The sequence below is a fragment of the Deinococcus humi genome, assembly GCF_014201875.1.
Classification (GTDB): domain Bacteria; phylum Deinococcota; class Deinococci; order Deinococcales; family Deinococcaceae; genus Deinococcus; species Deinococcus humi.
In genome coordinates this window covers 41,828-58,161 of sequence record NZ_JACHFL010000008.1, presented here as the reverse complement: position 1 = coordinate 58,161, position 16,334 = coordinate 41,828, and the positions used below count along the sequence as shown (strand labels likewise).

Sequence of the window (16,334 nt, the reverse complement as noted above, 5' to 3'; positions counted from 1 at the left end):
GGAATTCTGCTTCCATCCAGGTCCCCAGGTCCGTCAAGCGGCTGGAGAAGATGCCCGAGGATGCCGCGTACCGTGCCCTGAACACGGCGCGTGACTTCTTGCGCGACGAGGCCCGGCGCAACGCCAGCAAGGGCGGCCCGAATGGCTTGCGCGTCCGCTCTGGACGGCTGCTGCGTTCGATCCGTACCTACCTCAAGGCCAAACCGAACGGCGGCGAGCTGTCGCTGGGCATGGCCTTCTACGGTTGGGTGCATGACCGGGGCGCGGTGATCGTGCCGAAGAAGGCCCAGCGATTGCGCTTCTTCATTCCCGGTGTGGGCTGGCGCACGGCCATGCGCGTGGTGCTGCCTGAACGCCGCTGGGCCAGGGACGCGCTGGATGCCACCCGCAAGAAGTACCCGCAGTTCCTGCGCCAGACCATCCGGCAGGCGATGCGCTGATGGGCGTCCTCGGCTTTATCGACGCCCTGAAGGCAGAGCTGGTGCAGTCCCTGACCGGCTATACCGTCGAGGCCCGCGAACCCATTGAGGGAGAGCTGAAGGCGGACGTCAGCGGGAAGCAGATCTTCATCACCACTGAGGGCATCGAGTCGCCGGAAGGGGTGGCGGACCTGTCCCGGTCCACCGTCATCCGCGTGCCGGTGCTGGTCAGCTGCGTGATGCAGTTCCCCAGGACCGAGGCCGATGCCCGCAAGGTGCTCCGGCGTCGGCTGAGCATGATGCAGGCGTGTCAGCGCGCGGTGTTCACTTACTGCGTGGCGGGCGCCGGGGCTGGGAACACGGCCGTCTATCTGGAGCAGGAGCAGCCGAACCTCATCGAGGAGTATTACGTCGCCATCGTGGAATTGATCGTCGAATACGACTTGCAGAGCACAGGAGAACCGGAATGAAACAGTTTGTACTCAAAGACGGCGAGGAACCCGGCATCTACCCAGGCCTGGGGCTGGCTGAGGCTGGGAAGCCCCTGACCGCCTATAGCGAGGATCAGGAAAAGGCGTTCGCCGACGACAAGCGGTTCAAGATCTACCACGCGCCCAAAGAGGACGAAGCCAGCGCCTCCGAAGCCGAGAGCACCGTGCAAAAGCCCGCTAAGACCGGGAAGGATGGCAAGTAATGCAAGGAAACCAGGGCATTATTGGCCTCGCGCTGATGACCGACAACACGACGGTGCCCGCCGCGCCCACCATTGCGCTGCGCGTCACCCAGTTCGCCGATCCCTTCCCGAAGTACACCGAGACTGAAGATCAGGTGGCCACTGGCACCCGCTTCGGCACGCAGAAGTTCATCCAGGGCATCGAATCTGGCAACAAGACCATTCAGGCCACCGCCACCCTGCGCGATCTGCCGCTGCTGCTGACCACGCTGCTGGCCGCACCGGACGGCGCGGGCCTGATCACGCCGCGCGCCAACAGCTATGCGGCGCTGGCCCCTGGACAGCCCCTGATGGTCTGGCAGAAGCACCCGCTGAAGAACAGCGTGTTTCAGGCCGCCCAGGTCTCGGCGCTGACCATCAACATCCCGAACCGTCAGAACGCAGACGTGTCGGTGACGCTGAACACGGCGTGGGTAGCCCCGATGGGTACGCCACCCACCTTCCCACCCCTGGCCGCGACGGGCATCCTGCAGTTCCTGCACTTCTGGGTGACCATCGGTGGGGTCAAGGTTGCGCCTGAATCGGGCAGCATCGAGATCACGCAGGGCATGGTGGCGGCGGACGGTGCGCAGGGCAAGGATGACGACAAGAAGATGAATATCCTGGGCTGGGAGCTGGACGGCCAGCTGACCGCCCGACTGCGCTTTACCCTGTCGGAGAGCGGCGCGGGCGTGAGCACGCAGACCCTGCTGGGCCTGATCTCCCTGGCCACACCGGACGCCAGCACGGGCCTGCGCCCCACGCAGACGGTTGAAGCAGGGTTCACACTGGGCACGGACGAGATCAAGTTCACCTTCCCGAACAGCGAGATCACGGCAGACAACCCGCCCACTGGCCTGGGACGGATCACGGTGGACTTCGACGCCATGAGCAAGAACCTCGGCACCGCGCCCGTGACGGTGAACGTGCCTGTTGTCGCGCCCTAACCCGCATCCTTCCCTTACAGACCCCGCCATGTGCGGGGCTTTTTCTTGGGTGTCACTGCCCACCCGACACTTTCAACATGGATCAAACGAAGCCGCACCCCCTGGAGTCCTTCCCTGGCGCCACCCTCGCCGTCACCCTGCCCATGACTGGGCTGGAGGTGATCATCCGTAAGCTGGACGTGGAAGCCATTCGCAACGATGGCATGCGAACGGCCCTGAGCCTGCCCGCCCTGCGTGAGGTCTCGCAGTCCTTCGCCCAGATCGCAGCAGGCGAGATGCAGAAGGGGGACGGTCCGGCCCGCAACCGCGGCGAACTGCCGCCGGAAGTGATGCTGGACATTGAGCGCGAGATGAAGCGCGCCCTGATCCGCACGGCCCTGATCCGTCCTGACTTGGATACCCTGGTTGCCCTGTACGGCGGCAGCCTGGAAGCACCGGACCTGGGTCTGGGGCCGGATTACTCGTACCTCGCGGGGCAGATCGATACCTTCAGCAGCCCGCAGGCGGGTGAGGCCGAGAAGGACGCTGCCCGGACGTTTCCTGTATCTGAACGCGGGTCCGCTGAGCGCTCTGGCGGAAAAGTACGGGGGAAGGCCAAGTGAGTACGTCGAACTGAGGCGGGCACTGCCGCTGGACTGCGTGGTGTTCGATCAGGCCGTGATGCTGTGGGCTGGGGCAGACGCGGTGCTGGACACCCTGCACGCGCGGAAGATGGCGGAGTCGAAGAGGTAGGCGTGGGCTGGGGTGTCACCCTCCCCCCGATTCTTGACTCGTGGCCGGCATTGTCGAAACGATCCTCCTGAACATCCAGGCCAGCGTCTCCGGTGCCGCCGGGATCGCTGGCCTGACTGGTGGTATCAGCGGACTGACAAACAAGCTGCTCGGCCTGAACCAGGGCCTGCAGATCGTTCAACAGGTGACCAGCGCCGTGAACGGCATGGTGAACCAGCTCGAGGACTGGGCCGACGCCGCCAACAAGGCTGCCACCGACACCCGTGTCTTCCAGCTGACCCTGGCCCGGTTCGGCGTGAGCGTGGACGAGGCCGGAGGGGCGGCCCAGCGCCTGGCAGATAAGTTCGGCCTCTCCGTGCAGGAAGTCCAGGGCAGCATGACCACCCTGATCCGGGCGGGCTTCCGCGACATGGGCCAGCTCGAACAGGTCATGACTGGGGCTGCGGCGTCTGCGGTGGCCTTTGGGCGCACGGCTTCCGAGGGCTTTGACCGGATTGGGGACGCGGCGGTGACGGGCCTCTCAGCCGCCCTTAACAGCATCGGCATCGCTGAAAACCTGGGGCCAGCACTGGACAAGTACGCGGCCAGCCTGGATAAGACTGCCGACGCCCTGACCGATGTGGAGCGCGCACAGGCCCTGGCCAATCTGGTGACGAAGGCCACCGGCGTCGAGGTGGAAGCCCTGGGCGAGATCCAGAACGATTACGTCAAGTCCCAGCAGGCCTCCAAGCTCGCCAGCGACAACCTCAGCCGTGCCCTGGGCGAGATCACGATGCCTATCGTCATTCGCTACAAGCAGGCAACGGCAGACCTGACCAACACCGTGATCGAGGGCATTCGCGCCTACCAGCAGGGCGGGGACGCCCTCAAGGTGCTGACCGACAAGTACCCGCAGCTTGGCCGCGGCCTGTCCCAGCTGAAGCCTGTTGCAGAAGAAATGAAGCGCGGTCTGCTGGATGCCTGGGGCGGCATCACCGACTTCGCCGAGCGGGTGCTCCTGCCCGCCTTCGAGCAGATTCGTCCGGTTGCCGAGCGGGTCTGGCGCTACATCCCGCCGCTGATCGAGTCCGCGGGCCGGTTGATCGGAGAAACGTTCAAGCTGATCGCTGACCTGTGGCAGAACGTCCTCAAGCCTGTCTGGGACGCTCTGGCCCCGGTGGTGGAGTACGCCGTCACAGGCGCCCTGAGCTTCCTGAAAGAGGGCTTCGACTTCATCAGCGGGATCTTCACCAGCATCCGCGCGCTGATCCATGGCGACTGGCGCGGCGCGTGGGGCACCTTTAGCGAGACCGTCAGCAAGGCCTGGGACAGGATCAATGAGATTCTGGAAGGGCTGGGCACTTCCATCCGCACGGCGCTGTTCAAGCTGGCAGACACCGCCAAGGAACGGGGCCGCGTCTTCGGTGAAAACCTGCGGGATTCCATCGTGGCTGGCGTGGCCGGGCTGGCCGAACAGCTCACCGACAGAATGACCGACGCCATCGAGAAGATGACCGCCAAGCTGCCCCAGTGGTTCAAGGACCGTTTTGGGATCACGGCTGTGGTGGAGACGCTGGAAGGCAATGCGGACGCGGCAGGTCAGCGCGCAGCAGACGCCCGCGCCGGCATCGCTGGCCGTGCCCCAACGATTGACCCCAGCACCCTGAATGAGTTCAGCGCTTCCATCTTCGAACAGGCGTTCAAGCAACGCGGCGACAAGTTGGCCGACAACTTCGTGGATTACTGCCTGCGCTGGGTGCGGGATGAACTGGGGGATGCCGCCCCGGAGTTCCGCAACCAGTTGAACAAGCTGTTCCAGAGCAATCCGGAGATTTACACTGACGCCAACGGCAAGACCAGCAAGACCCCCACGGCCCGGTCTGCTTACGGCAACTTCCAGGCGGCTGGGCTGACGCGCGATTACAAGACCTTCGCGGACTTGAAGGTCGGCGACACCGTGTTCTACGTGGATGGCGGGCAGAACCATGTCGGGACGTACATCGGCAATGGGCAGGTGCGCGGCAACAATCGGGTGAGCTATCAGGAGTCTGGCGGCAAGGACCCGGTAGGGACGGTGGACATCAACCGGCTGGGCAAGGTCACGGGCTACGTGGCAGCCACAGAGCTGCTGGCCTACCTGAACGGGAACACGCCCGTCACTGGGCAGCCCAAGGCAGGGACGCCAGCCAACGTGCCTACCGTCAAGCCACCCGCCTCGCCTGCCGACACCACCGATCAGGGCGGCCCCTTCACTGCCCAGCAGTATGCCGAGGCGCTGAAGCGGCTCAAGGCGATTGAGACGGCTCAGAAGGCTTTGCAGTCCGACAAAGACAATGTTGCCCTTGCCAACAGCCTGATCGCTGCCCAGGCGGCCTCCGAGAAGTTTGCCAAGAGCAGCCTGAGTGCGGCAGACGCCGTGAAAGCTGCCCAGACGGCCATGAGCGGCGCGAAAAAGACCACCGACGCCTACATTGCCACGCAAGCCGACTTCAACAACTACAGCCGGGAAGCCCTGCTGCTCATCAAGGAACAGGAGCGCGTCAACAAGAGCGGTACCGCTGCCGAGCGTGAGGCGGTGCGTGGCAGGGTGCTGGCCTTTGCTGAGCAGGGCAAGGCCCAGGCGGCTGTGCTGGACGCTGAGCGCGCCGCCTATCAGTCCAGGCAGCAGCTCTCCGAAAAAGAGAAACAGGATGAGGTGGCCCGCGCGCAGGTCATGGCCGGGATTGCCCGTGATGCCGCTGCAGGGCGCGAGGCTGAGGCACGGCGCGGTCTGGATTCTCTCAAGCGTGCGCAGGCAGAGGCACTTGACCTGGCAGAGGACGATGCTGGGAAGCGGGCGCAGGTCATTGACTCCAGTGGACCGCAGATCCTGGCTGCCGAGGCCCTGATTGCCCGCCGGGTGCGCGAACAGGCCGTCCGGGCTGCGAATGATGCCGCTGCCGAACGCTTGAAGGTGGAAGGGGCCAATGGCGCCGAGATCGAGAAGGCCCGCCGGGCTGCTGTCGCCGAGGCTTATCGTGTCGAGAAGGAAGCGGGCACCGTGGCCCGGGGCGAGCAGCGACGTGCTGAACGGGGTGCGAGCAAGACGGCTGCTGAGGAACAGAAGCAGCTGGCGGCAGAGCTGGCCGGCCTGAAGATCGATTCAGCCAAGGCGACTGCCGGACGCTTGAAGCTCCTGGCCGATGAGGAATTCCGCAACGCGGAGGGGGATGCCCAGCGGCAACTGGAACTGGTCAGGAAATCGTCTCAGGCCGAGTTTGACCGCGCCCAGCAGATCGCCCAGGCCACCCGCAGGCTGGCCTACGAAGACGCCGCCGGCAAGCCGAACGAGCAAGCCCTGCGCGACAAGGCCCAGGCGGACTACCGCGCCACTGTCGAGCAGGCGCGCATCACTCGTCTGGGGCAGGTCAAAACCGCTCAGGATGCTGTAACCAAGAGCCTGGATGAGGGAACTCGGGCCGGGAACGCCGCGCTGGACAGCCTGGAGAAGCTGAACCTCGGCGGGCGGGATCTGGTGAACACGGCTCAGAAGCTACCCGACACCCGCGCCCAGTACGACACGCTTTTTGCCCGGATCGTGGCGCTGAGAGATGAGCTGACTGACCCCAGTGTGGTGGATGCCTGGACCCAGAGCATTCAGGAAATGGGCACGGCTGGGCAGCTCAGCGCTGTTCAGGTGCAGACGCTGCTGAACATCGTCAAGGACCTGAGCGGTGCGCGAGACGTGCAGGTGGGCGACAACCTGCAGGGCCGGGGTGTGGTGCGGGAAGCGGCCACCAATGACGCCTCACAGGGCACTCTTGCCCAGGGTGAGGCTGAACGCCTGGCGGCGGCCATGATCGGCATGGACCCCGAGGAATTGGGCGGCATCCTTGCCGGACTGGTGGCCAAGGGATTCGGCGAGTCTGACCTGGCGCAGCTCATTCGCGGGCAGATCGTCACGATGAACTTCGACGATCTGGCACAGATGGTCACAGATGCCAACGGGCCACGGTTCCAGACGGACAACGAAGTGCGGGGGATTGGCGTGCCTGCCGAGAACGCTACCGAGGCGTATCTGAACCTGGAAAGCGTCATCCAGGACATCGGGCAGTTCTCCCTCTCCGAGTTGGACAAGTTGATCTCTCAGACCGGTCTGGGGGCAGATGAAGCCGAACGACTCTACACCGCTTGGGCTGCCGTCTACGGGGAATTTGAGAAGGGTGCGGGGGGCTCTGACGCCACCAGCGGGCCAGGGAAGGGCCTGCTCAACAATGCCCGCCCCGACGATGCCTCTCAGGGCACGCTGGCCCCTGGCGAGGCGGACAGACTGCTTGAGGCCATGGTGGGGATTGACCCGAAAGAGCTGGGCGGCATCCTGGCCGATCTGGTAGCCCGTGGCTTTGGAGAATCAGACCTCGCCCGCCTGATCCGAGGCCAGATCCAGAGCAGCGCCGAAGCGATTGACGCCAGCCTGCGCGAGTTCGGCGGCGTGGGTGTGGACGTGAACACCGGCGAGCAGACGTTTCTCACCGATGACGAGGTGCGCGGGATCGGCCAGCGTTCCGAGAATGCCCAGGACGCTTTCATTGACCTGGAAGCGGTGATCGAGACGGTCATGACCCTCAGCCGCGAGGAAATGGACGCCTTGCTGGCCAAGACGGATCTGCTGCCGGACCAGATCAAGAAGGTCACGGCCGCCTGGGAAGACCTGCACGGCACGCTGGAGAGCGCGAACATCGCCACTCTGGACGAGCAGCTGGACCCCATCGCGGTCAACCTCCAGAGCGTGTTTGACCGCCTCCAGAGTGGGGCCAGCACGGCGGGAGAGGCCCGGCAGGATTTCGCGCTCCTGCGTGCCCAGCTGGAAGGAATCGGCGGCGAGGCGGCACAGAACCTGATCGCCGTGATCGACGACGCGATTCGGGGATTCGACAGCCTGGGCAGCGTCTCCGCAGACGTGACGGCGGCCCTGGCCAAGGTCCGCAAAGAGGCTGAGCTGCCGTATGACGGGCTGATCCGCAAGCTCCAGCAGATGCGAACCGAGCCGGGCGCAGCGGTGGTGGAGATCGATGCGCTGATTGCCAGCCTGCAAAAGCTCAATGGGGTGGCCGCCAAAGAGCAGGGCATCGAGAAGATGACGGCGAAAATCAACGAATTCGCCGACTATGCCCGGCGTGCCATTCCCCTCGTGACCTCTGCTTTCCAGGCGCTCGGTGGGATGTCGGGTGAAGTGGCAGACGCCTGGGGCGATTCGCTGGGCCGCATGGTCAACGACGTGGTGAGCTTTGCCACCGCCATTGCCAGGGGGGATTACATCGGGGCCGCGATCCAGGCGCTGACCAGCATCTTCACCTTCTTTACCCGCCAGGCCGAGGAAGCCCGTGCCGAGCTGAAGAAGACGATGGACTACAGCAAGCAGTTCCGCTTCGATAACGGGGACGGCTACGGTACCCGCAAAACCACGTCCACTACCACGGGCTTCCTGTTCTGGCAGAAGACGGTGGTCACCGAGCAGATCGATGAGGTGGGCAAGCAGATGGCCCTCAGCTTCGAGAACGCCGTTGTGAATGGTGTGGGCAGCGGGTTGGCGGAAGCGGTGGCCAAGAACGATAGCTCCATTCTGGAGAAGTCCATCCTGACCAACTTGAAAAACGCTGCCCTACAGGGGCTCACCGAAGCGTTCCTCAGCAGTGCCACTGTCGCGGGCGTGATCGGGCCGTTGGTTCAGAACTTGATCGCCGCCTTCCGCACTGGGAACACTGAGAACATCCGCGCCGCTGTGGCCGACTTCCGCGAGGGTGTGCGTGGTCTGAAGAGTGAGATGGACGGCTTGGTGGAAGCTGGGAAAATCCTCAGCGACGAGCTGGGCGATGCGGGGGAATCGTTCTCCTCTACCTTCTCTGACAGCATCCGCTCTGGCGTTAGGGCGCTGCTCAGTGGTCAGAGTCCCTTACAGGCCCTGTATGACGATGTGCGGGGCAAGATCGAATCTGCCGTCATCAACGGGTTTTTCGTGCAGGCAGCGCTGGACAAGCTGCAACCCTTCCTGGACGCCCTGAAAGCCAAGCTGGACGCCGGGATGGACCCCACGCAGGCCATCGCGCAGATCGGGGCGCAACTGCCGGGCATCTCGGCCCAGTTGCAACTGGAATTGGGGCCGCTGGTGGCCGCACTGAACACCTATCTGCCCAACGCCCTGAATGCCAACACCGCTGCGCTGAACGGCAATACGGCAGCGCTGCGTGAATCCCAGTTCCAGACCACCTACGCCGTCTCCTACGCGGACGTGCGCCCCAACAGCACCGTGCGGCAGCAACTGGCGGGCCTGTGAGGCAGATGGGCGCAGAGGTCACTCTGATTCACGCTCCTTGCGGTTGAACCATGGGCAAGCACGCCAACAGCTGTCGGGAGTGCGCATTTTTACAACCGCGGTCGTCAGAGAATGAGTATCTTAAGCTCTGTATGAAGCTCTATGCCCTTTTGCCGTTTGGTCTTCTTTTGACGGCGTGTACCGATTCGGTTCCCACGCCCGTTGTTCCTGCCCCCACCTTTTCACTGACGGTCACCGTCACTGGAGCGGTCAGCGCTCCCGTCACGGTGACCAACACCACCACGAACAAAGTTGAATTCACTGGAGCACTCGGTGGAAGCAAAACCTTTGCGGCTCTCCCCAAAGACACGGTGCTCAAAGTCGAGGGTGCTGCTGTCAACAGCTTTGTCACGCCTGCTCCCCAAACCATCCAGCTGGACGCGGACAAAACAGTGACACTCAGCTATTCACCGGTGCCCAGTGCCAAGCTTCCTAAGGGTGACATCCGACTCTCTCAGGGGGTGGGTCAGTATATTTTTGCGGACCAAGATGCCGCAGGACAGAAACTGGATTTGATCGGCCGGCATGTGGAAAACCAGGTGGCGAAGTACACCCTGCTGGCACAAACCACGGTGGCACCAAACCTGAGTTTTACCTTTCCAGAGGTGGATGCGGCCAAGCTGTCCCTGTCCCCGCTGCTCCAACGCCTGGGCGACGTGGCAGCTCTGCCTGACTCCTGCAAGGGCACCTCAATCATGTCTGATCCTGAAGTCCGCTTGCTCCTTGAAACAGAGACGGAGATCGACGGTGACACCATTTCGGGACACATCAATTTGGCCGTTGTGACCCTCGACCAGCCGGATCGGCCGCTAAAATTCGCCTATGCAGACCGTGCTGGAACGTTGAAAACGGATGTGGTCTGTACCGTTCAGATCAGCGAGACCCAGAGTTTTGAATTTCGTGCGCTCTACGACCTGGACTTCAAGAAAGGCTGGAATCTCGTTGAGGTCATTGAGCCGCGCCAGCAGGTCAATCCCACGGCGATCATGCGCAGCGTCCCCATGCCCAATACCGTCCGGTTGCGGCCCAGTGGGATGTATGCCGTCGGCGGCAGTTGGGGCGGAAGCGCACCGCCGATGGATGTCCTCAAGACCCACACCAAGGGGATGTTCTTCTAAAGTCCCACCGTGCTGTTCAAGCGACTCAAAACATTCGAGGTCGGCAAAGTGAGATGACAGCTCTGTACCGGACATCTTTCCTTCAAGTTGGATCTGGTACGCGAGATGGAGTCTTCAGCAGCTTGATCAGGCAGGGTAACTCGGTCAGCCTCCAGCGCAGGGCATTGCAGAGTCGTTCCGCACCGTAACGCACAAAGCTCATGGCCGTTCGGCCATGAGCTTTCACATTGACAGGCACCTGTGCGTGGAGCCGCACACCTACCCGAAGGCAACTGACCCAGGCCAGGATCACCCGCCCGAACAGTCGATTAAAACCATGGTCGGTGTGTCCCTCTTGGGTGTCACCCTCGACCCGATCCTGAGTTCGTGGGAAAGGCTGCCACCCGAACTAACGATCAGGGCACGCCCCTGTGAGACTCACCCTGAGCAGGCCCGGGGCGGCAGAGCCTTACGCGGTCATCCACCGGCCACAGACGGCAGTTCAGGAAAGCGTGACCGTGATGCTCTCGGGCAGCAACTACGAGATCGAGCGCGGGGGGTTCTCCGGGCGCGGTTCCTTCCGCGTGAATCTGCCACCCGCTTTCCAGCACGGTGACTGGCTGCGTCTGTACTGGAGCCTGCCCGGTGATCACCTGATTCCTGGCCTGTTGCCCGACTATGCCGGGGAGGTGCTGGGCGAACCCTGGCGCGAGGGCGCGGGGGTCATCCAGACGCGCGGCCTGGACGAGAAGGTCAGAGCCTGCCGCTGGATCGGGAAGGCCAGCGGCGACTTCCCCACCTTCTTCGGCGCGGTGCTGGGCAAGACCGTGTTGCCTGCCGGGATCGGGATCAGCACCCTCCCCGCGGTGCCCGGCGCCGTGTTCGAGGCTGACGTCGCATTTGAACTCCTGGGCGACACCATCCAGGCCATCACGCCCGCGCTAGGGGGCCGCCTGATCGGGGTGGACCACAGTGGGGCTATCGTCTGCGTGGATCCGGAAATAGGCGTGATCCACCGCTTTCCCTGGGGCGCTGCTGAGATGCCAGCGGGCGGGACCGAGAACTACGCGAACTGCGTCCGCTTCAGCTTCGAGTATCCGTCAGGAGATACCGGCTACTTCGAGGGGCGCAACGAGCCGGAAGTGACCCGCATGGGGGCGGAGGTCTGGCACGTCACGCAGGTCACGGCGCGCGAGCTGGGCCGGGCCAATCAGCCTTATGCGGCGTCCACAGGCAGCCTGACCCGGACCTTCTCCATCCCCAGTCAGGCCCTGGCGCCGGTGGACGTGACCCAGACGGGCAATGTGCTGGACCTGCTGGGCAACGAGGCCGCCGCACGGCCTGACGTGGTGTACGCCCCCAGCCGCGCCCTGAACACCTTGCCCATTGACTTCGTGGGCCTCTACGGGCTGGGTTCGGCCTCTGTGCCAACGCTGCACCTGGCCGGCATCCGGGACGCGGCGGTGCAGCGCATCCAGTTCTACCCGGACCAGCCGCTCCAGCGCAGCGAGGCGGTGGAGATCGTGGACAACCGGGGCCGCGTGACCCTGATTGTCACGGGGACTTTTGAGCCGTCCATTCCTCCCTGGGAAACCCTGACCTTCATCTGGAAGAACGAAGCCGGGGACGTGCTGGATTACTACGGCGGCCCCGACGCTCCGCGGCTGCCCGGCTGGGACGCCTGGACGCCTGTGGAGGGCAGCGCGGGCTTCCTGTTGACCGTGCCGATTGACGTAGCTGAAGGACTTTCCCGCCTGCAATACAAGAACAGCTACCTCAACAACCGTAAGGACGCCGGGATCAAGGTGGGCGTGATCGAGGTCTTGCCGGGCGGGCGCCTGAAGGCCGATCTGGAGTCAGGAGACGCGCCAGGAAGTACCCTGCGCAGCTTCAACCTGGAACTGCTGCCCAGCGGCGATTATCAGCCCAGCCTCGAAATTACGGTGGCGTCGAAGGTGGGCGGCGTCACGGGGAGGAGCACGCAGGCCACCTTGCCCTACCCCCTGACGAGTGGCACGGCAATCGGTGCAGTCTCGCCGCTAACCATCCTGCGAGATCAGATGGCGCAGACCGGGAACGTGCGTCTGGAATTCGACACCCTGCTGACCCTGCCGTATGGCAGCAGTATCGAGGTCAAACCGAAGCCCGGAGGCGGTGCGGTGGCTGGCGCGTGGGTGCTGCCGGGCGGCTCTGGGGCACTGGCGCTGGATCAGGCATATGCGGCCCAGTACAACGTGCCGCTGGGGCTGGCGACGGAAGCGCGCGCACGGTCCACCACCTTCGTCACCTTCACGGCCCTGACGGCTGCCGACGACACGGCAGACGGTTGGAAACGCTTTGCCGTGCGCGGGCCTGCGGGCTGGGACGGCACAGGCTCATCGCCGGACCTGACCGGACACACATTGCTCTTGCTGGGGGTGCAGAACATCATGGATCTACGAATCAAGACGCCCCAACTGGGCAACCTGGAAGTGTACGGCGCGGAACTCCTGCGCTACCGGGCTGAGCCTGTGCGGGAATGGACTGGGCACCTACGGTCCCTGCAACGCCTGCCCGCCGCGGGCAAGGTGGCTTTTGAAGGCCTGACCGGGCCGGATGTGCTGCTGGACGTGCAACGCCTGAAAGTCAACCTGGACAACGACAGCATCGATGTGGTGTGCGGCTCACCGCTGCCCAGCACAACGGATTCAGCCATCGCCGGGGCCATCAAGGACATTCAGCGCACCGTGCGCCGTTCGGGGCAGCCATGATCGAGCGTACGCTGCTGGACGCCGATCAGCGCCCCCTGTTGGTGTGCTGGCGCAACACTGACGAGCAGGCCCTGTACGTCAAAGAGGAAGGCTTGCCCGAAGTGACGCCGGTGGGGGTCATTGAGGACGTGGGGGCAACCGGGGTCCGGATCTATGTCGGTGGGGACGCGCTGCGCGGTGGGGAGTACAGCCTGACCCTGGGCACACTGGGCAAGGACCACGCGCCGCTCTTTGACCTGCAGCGGACGGTGATGTACGCGGCCCTGCGGACCCGCTTCATCCGGCGCAACCTCGAAACCCTGCTGGTTCACCCGCTGCGGGTCAAGCGCACCATTCGGGGCAGCGCGCAGAACGGCGGGCAGGTGGAAGCTCAGTTCGCGGCCCGCGTGCCCTTCTGGCTGGCTCCAGAGCGCTTCATGACGGTCACGCCGGGCGTTCCGGTTCCCATCGGCATCAGCGGGCAGATGACGGTCTATCCGCGCATCGAGATCAAGGCAGGAAACAGTGCGGTGGTCAGCCCCAGCATCCTGAGTGACGCCGGACTGACCACGGTGCTGAGCACCATTGCAGCGGGTCAAACCCTCGTGCTGGACGCCCGGCCCGGTCAGTGGGCCGTGACCCTGAACGGGGTGGACATTTCCCGGCTGCTCTCTGGGCCGCAACCGTACCTACTGACGGGGGACCGGCTGCTGACTGTCAGCGCGCCGGGCAGTCTGATTTCTATGACCTGGCAGGAGGGGAACTTGTGAGCATCTATCAATTTCGGCATGACCGTGCTGGCTACACCGGGGCACTCCGGGTCCACATTGAGAGTACGGCGCCATACGGCGCTGCTGGAGCCGCCGGGCTGGGGCAGGGGAACGGCTTCGCAGACGGGATCATCAATCTCGCTGGGGAGCTGAAGGCGGCAGACGGGACGGCCTACAGCGCAGCAGGGACGGCGCCCGGTGAGGGGTTCATTCCGCCAGAGCACCGCCTGACCGTTTACCGGGGCTCGACTCCAATTTCCTCGCTATCCTTCGTTCCGATAGAAACCTCTACTGGCATCGTGGACATCAATACGTTGCTGTCACAGGGCCGGGCGGTAGCGGCCACACCAGAGCAGCTGCTGAGCCTCGCTGCGGTGGCGGAAGAGCTGGCCAACCAGAATGACACCTACGGGCAGACGTTGACGGCGATTCAGTTAGGGCTGGACGATCTTGAGCAGGCTCAGGCTGATGTGCAGGCCGCCTACAACGCTCTGGCGATTCTCTCGGCCACAGGCGTCAGTGCCACGAGCAAAACACTGCTGGACGCCAAGTTCGCGGCGGCCACCGTGGGACAGACGGGCTTCGATACCGCCACAGGCAACATCTACATCAAGAACAGCGGCGCGAGCAACTGGGGCACGGCAGTCACCACCCTAGTCACGCCTGCCTATGCTGGCAGACTCGCCACTGAGAACATGCTCCCTGACGGCGGGAATCTCGGCCTATTTGGGGCGGGCCTGAAATTCAATGTAGGAGCAAACTGGACTCCGCCCGTGCAAGGGACCCCCGGCCCCCTGGGCGGCAAGAGCATCCTGAACACCCCCGGGGGCTGGCTCGCCCTGAACACCCTACGCGACCCCATCTCCCTTCCGGCCAACCGAGGCCCGGTGAAGGTTTGGGTGTATGCCAAGTTTCTGGCGGGGCACTCGAATAACATCTACATCACGGTCATCAACAGCGCAGGTCAGGAGCTGCTCAGCTCCGCTGAAGGCGCAACCATCGCCAGCCTGTCCTCGACCACCCCCAAAGTCGGGACCACCAGCGATGGTTACGGCATCTATGAGATCACCAGCAAGGCCACCTGGCCTGCAGACGCCGTGGCCTTTGGCATACAGCTCAACCTGAACTTCACGAAGGCTGCTGGACAGAGCGAAGTCGGCGGCGTTCTGATCTTCCCTGCCGCGTCTGTTCCCGCCGATCCCTCGGTGATCAATCCCGTGTCACGGGGCCAGCGGGCGGGCTACGGGGAAGAGGACGTGCGGCGCGAACTGTACGCCACGCAGCCCTATGTGCTGCCCACGGCCTCACAGCGGCTCTATGAATGGGTATTTGACCTCGGCGTGGTGAACGTGCAGTCCGACGTGTACGCCTTCAAGGTCACAACCGATTTCGACATGCTGCGCCGGAGCATTCCGCTGATTGATGCCGCGCTGGCGCTGCGCGATGATCGGCGTTCCCCGGTCACCCCCGACTTCATGGGGGTCACGCGGCCCCTCTGGGGAACGGACTCGTTTCAACCCTCGGTGGACGGCAACATGTACAGCGCCCGCGTGCTGGCCAGCCCCCCGCATCCCGGCGTACTGGTCCATTATCCGTTGCACCAGGCGCTGCTGATCTACCCGATCCTCCTGTGGGTGGAAGCGGTGGAACAGAGCCAGTTCACGCCCACCGATCTGACGGCCAAAGCCGCCAGTTACAAGACCCTGGCCCTCGAATCTCTGCACGCGCTGGATGACCTATACGCTGACAGCACGCATGCGACCAACACCGACAACAGCCTGCTCGCAGGTGAGGGGCGCTACTTCATGCGCTTCAACACGGCGGCGACAGGTGGAATGCGCGACGGCTACAGCTACATTCCGGGCGGGATCGAGTGCCCGATCAACATGGACGCCACCGTGGCAGCCGCGCTGTTCGTGGCCTACCGCCTAACGCGGGGGTTTGGCATTAGTCCCACGCCAGAGGCCACTGGGTTCATGACCAAGGCGCTGGGCATCATGCGGCGGATCAAGCGGGATTTATACGTGATGGACGGGGTGCACGTTTGGCACTACACGCGCCGAGGCACCTGGCAGAATCTCGCCTGGACCACCACCACACCAGTGGTCAACCCGTATACGAGCGGATGGACGGGGTATACGAGCAATAGCGCCAACCTGATCGGATATGGAGAGGATTTCGGGCATGTCTCGGGAACATTGCGCGGCATTAAAGAGTGCGTGGAGACGGCGGGCAGCGTGTTCACTCGAGATGAAGTGGCGGGTATGTCCCGCACAATCATGAGCATCTATTGGTCCACACCGCGTTTTATGCGCTCCTTCTATTTGCCCACGCTAGAGCAGGGCTGGAATAAAGGGCTAACGGCGGTAGACCACAAAGTCCCGCCCTTTGCCCCAGACCTGTCCTGGCCTGCACAGTTTGACGCACGGCTAGCGCAGCAACTCCGCGAGTGGTATGCGACGGGCTTCCTGACTCGGCGTTACGCCGTGGGCATCATGCGCTGGCATGGATTGCTGTGACCTGACCCCACACAGAATCGGCCAGCTTGGATGGCGATGGACAACCAGACCGGCTTTGCCGCTTGGGCCAGCCCCTAT

10 protein-coding genes are annotated in these 16,334 nt (G+C 63.8%); all 10 read left to right on the top strand.

Features of this window, described 5'->3' with window-relative positions; genetic code table 11:
* Positions 1–50: 50 nt before the first annotated feature.
* The 10 genes from HNQ08_RS15050 (at position 51) to HNQ08_RS15005 (ending at position 16,256) form a co-directional block, all read left to right on the top strand.
* Positions 51–440, top strand: a complete 390-nt coding sequence (locus tag HNQ08_RS15050) for a hypothetical protein (protein ID WP_184133762.1) — start codon at positions 51–53, stop codon at positions 438–440.
* The gene (locus HNQ08_RS15045; protein ID WP_184133759.1) at positions 440–889 is read left to right on the top strand and encodes a hypothetical protein; all 450 of its coding nucleotides are present in this window, start codon (positions 440–442) and stop codon (positions 887–889) included. Before HNQ08_RS15050 ends, HNQ08_RS15045 begins: the two co-directional genes overlap by 1 nt.
* The gene (locus tag HNQ08_RS15040) at positions 886–1,113 is read left to right on the top strand and encodes a hypothetical protein (protein WP_184133756.1); all 228 of its coding nucleotides are present in this window, start codon (positions 886–888) and stop codon (positions 1,111–1,113) included. Before HNQ08_RS15045 ends, HNQ08_RS15040 begins: the two co-directional genes overlap by 4 nt.
* Positions 1,113–2,078, top strand: a complete 966-nt coding sequence (locus tag HNQ08_RS15035; RefSeq protein WP_184133753.1) for a hypothetical protein — start codon at positions 1,113–1,115, stop codon at positions 2,076–2,078. Before HNQ08_RS15040 ends, HNQ08_RS15035 begins: the two co-directional genes overlap by 1 nt.
* Before the next feature lie 77 nt (positions 2,079–2,155).
* The gene (locus HNQ08_RS15030) at positions 2,156–2,680 is read left to right on the top strand and encodes a hypothetical protein (protein WP_184133751.1); all 525 of its coding nucleotides are present in this window, start codon (positions 2,156–2,158) and stop codon (positions 2,678–2,680) included.
* A gap of 170 nt (positions 2,681–2,850) precedes the next feature.
* Positions 2,851–9,102, top strand: a complete 6,252-nt coding sequence (locus tag HNQ08_RS15025; protein WP_184133748.1) for a hypothetical protein — start codon at positions 2,851–2,853, stop codon at positions 9,100–9,102.
* 131 nt (positions 9,103–9,233) lie between these two features.
* A complete protein-coding gene (locus HNQ08_RS15020) occupies positions 9,234–10,259 on the top strand; it encodes a hypothetical protein (RefSeq protein ID WP_184133746.1) in 1,026 nt (341 codons plus the stop codon).
* Between the two features lie 410 nt (positions 10,260–10,669).
* The gene (locus HNQ08_RS15015) at positions 10,670–12,988 is read left to right on the top strand and encodes a hypothetical protein (protein WP_184133744.1); all 2,319 of its coding nucleotides are present in this window, start codon (positions 10,670–10,672) and stop codon (positions 12,986–12,988) included.
* The gene (locus tag HNQ08_RS15010) at positions 12,985–13,737 is read left to right on the top strand and encodes a phage tail family protein (protein ID WP_184133742.1); all 753 of its coding nucleotides are present in this window, start codon (positions 12,985–12,987) and stop codon (positions 13,735–13,737) included. Before HNQ08_RS15015 ends, HNQ08_RS15010 begins: the two co-directional genes overlap by 4 nt.
* A complete protein-coding gene (locus tag HNQ08_RS15005; RefSeq protein ID WP_184133740.1) occupies positions 13,734–16,256 on the top strand; it encodes a hypothetical protein in 2,523 nt (840 codons plus the stop codon). The genes HNQ08_RS15010 and HNQ08_RS15005 overlap by 4 nt, the downstream gene beginning before the upstream one ends.
* The last annotated feature ends 78 nt before the right edge of the window (positions 16,257–16,334 follow it).

What these genes read in the sequence shown, in the direction of transcription:
- HNQ08_RS15045 (WP_184133759.1), top strand. Translation starts at nt 440, where the DNA reads ATGGGCGTCCTCGGCTTTATCGACGCCCTGAAGGCAGAGCTGGTGCAG.
- HNQ08_RS15020 (WP_184133746.1), top strand. Translation starts at nt 9,234, where the DNA reads ATGAAGCTCTATGCCCTTTTGCCGTTTGGTCTTCTTTTGACGGCGTGT.
- HNQ08_RS15040 (WP_184133756.1), top strand. Translation starts at nt 886, where the DNA reads ATGAAACAGTTTGTACTCAAAGACGGCGAGGAACCCGGCATCTACCCA.
- HNQ08_RS15050 (WP_184133762.1), top strand. Translation starts at nt 51, where the DNA reads ATGCCCGAGGATGCCGCGTACCGTGCCCTGAACACGGCGCGTGACTTC.
- HNQ08_RS15010 (WP_184133742.1), top strand. Translation starts at nt 12,985, where the DNA reads ATGATCGAGCGTACGCTGCTGGACGCCGATCAGCGCCCCCTGTTGGTG.
- HNQ08_RS15035 (WP_184133753.1), top strand. Translation starts at nt 1,113, where the DNA reads ATGCAAGGAAACCAGGGCATTATTGGCCTCGCGCTGATGACCGACAAC.
- HNQ08_RS15030 (WP_184133751.1), top strand. Translation starts at nt 2,156, where the DNA reads ATGGATCAAACGAAGCCGCACCCCCTGGAGTCCTTCCCTGGCGCCACC.